Below are 2,050 nucleotides of genomic sequence, written 5' to 3'. Positions count from 1 at the left end.
TACAAACCGCAGAAATGCGGGCTTTTTTATGTCAAATTTTATTTATTTTTATGTTGTATGGCGTTGTTTTATATGCTATAATAAGGTATGAAGCTTTGGTACGATAAAAAATCCAAGGATCCTAACTACTTTATCCAGATGGGGATCCGTAACGGAAAGAAAACAACAACTAAAAATGTAGCCCGAATCGGAAGGCATTCTGAACTTCTGAAGATCACCGATGACCCACTTGCTTATGCAAAAGAACAGGTCAAAAAATATAATGAGGAGTATCAAATACAAAACAGGATGTCTTTAGAAATCAAAGTTGATTTTGCCGAAAAGATAAAAGCTGCAAATGCGGCAAATTCAAAAAGCACCCTTTTTAACATCGGATATTTTTTCCTCCAGCAGTTTTATCACGACCTGGACATTGGTTCCTTCTTCCGGTCAGCAACCGCCGATATGAAAAATGAATTCGATCCAAACCTGGTTAACCGCTTCCTGACTTATTCCCGGATCCTCCATCCAGATTCCAAACTCGGAACATATCAGAATCTTGACAGGTATTACGAACAGCCCGAGTTTGACTATGTCCACATTCTGCGGACTATGGATATCCTGCAGGAACATTATGAAGATTATATTTCCCATCTTTACAACGCAAGCTGCAGGATTGTAAAAAGGGATACTTCTGTTTGTTTTTACGATTGTTCGAACTATTACTTTGAAATCGAATCTGATGACGACGATTATGCAGATGAAGTGACCGGTGAGACCATAAAGGGACTGCGCAAGTACGGCCCCAGCAAGGAGCACCGCCCAAATCCGATTGTTGAGATGGGGTTATTTATGGACAAGGACGGGATCCCTCTTTCCATGTGCATTACATCCGGTTCTGATAACGAACAGACAACTGCTGTCCCTCTGGAAAAACAACTCACAAAAATGTTTAAAGGGAAGAAATTCATTTATTGTGCAGATGCCGGTCTTGGTTCTTTAAATATCAGAAACTTTAATTCCATGGGCGGCAGGGCTTTTGTTGTCACACAATCCATAAAGAAACTTTCCGGCGCTCTGCGGCAGGCAGTGTTTAACGATACGGGCTACCGGTTACTTTCAACTGATGAACCAGCAACAATTCAGGATATGAAGGGTTTCGATAAACACAGCCCTGAAAATAAGGATTTATACAATGACCGGATTTATAAGATCATTCCGGCTGATAAAGCTTTTGACCTGGGATTATACGAGGAAAAGGTATGTAAAAACGGCACCGTCCGAAAAATAAAATCAAAAGCAATTGTTCCCCAAAAGGTTATCGTTTCCTTTTCAAGAAAAATGATGGAATACCAGCGGCACATCCGCAGCCGCCAGATAGAACGGGCAAAAAAGCTTTTGAAAAACCTGGACCCGGATACTTACAAAAAGGGGCCGCATGACGTGACACGTTTCATCAAACGCACTTCTTCGGCAAAATCAGGAGAATCTGTTACTGATAACTATGAACTTGACCTGGATGTGATCAAAGGGGAAGAAAAATATGACGGCTTTTATGCTGTCGCTACAAACCTTGATGATCCGGCAAAGGATATTTTAGGAATCAGCGCAAACCGTTACAAAATCGAAGACTGTTTCAGGGTAATGAAAACAAATTTCTCTGCACGCCCAGTTTTCCATCAAAAACGTGAGCGTATTATTGCACATTTTATGATCTGTTATACAGCGCTCCTTATCTATCGGTTATTGGAGAAGAAACTTGACATGTATGGCACACATTTCACGGTGAATAACATTATCGAAACCCTGGACAGCATGGATGTTGCCAATGTTGAAGATATGTGTTATATGTCAACTTATACCAGTTCCAGGGTCTGTACTGCTTTGAATGCGGTTACAGGACTTGGATTAGATAAAAAATACTACCAGCCAAAAGAACTGAATAAAAAAATCAAAAAAATTTTGAAATAGCATTTCCATACAACATTCTTTCAATTATAAAAAGTGGCATATCCCCAATAAATTCAAGGGATTCTGCCACTTTGTTTTTCTGTAACTGTCGAAGATGGGA

General features: G+C 40.0%; 1 protein-coding gene. It reads left to right on the top strand.

Going from position 1 to position 2,050, the window contains the following annotated elements:
* The first annotated feature begins 87 nt into the window (after positions 1 to 87).
* Positions 88 to 1,950 (top strand): IS1634 family transposase, encoded by a 1,863-nt coding sequence (locus tag D7Y06_RS24850; RefSeq protein ID WP_120410147.1) that lies wholly within the window; start codon positions 88 to 90, stop codon positions 1,948 to 1,950.
* Positions 1,951 to 2,050: the final 100 nt, after the last annotated feature.

This window comes from Roseburia sp. 1XD42-69, from assembly GCF_003612565.1.
In the GTDB taxonomy this organism is placed as follows: Bacteria; Bacillota; Clostridia; order Lachnospirales; family Lachnospiraceae; genus Roseburia_B.
This window is presented reverse-complemented; position numbering and strand designations above follow the sequence as displayed.

Excerpts from the sequence above, each read along its gene's own strand:
- D7Y06_RS24850 (WP_120410147.1), top strand. The coding sequence starts at position 88 with ATGAAGCTTTGGTACGATAAAAAATCCAAGGATCCTAACTACTTTATC.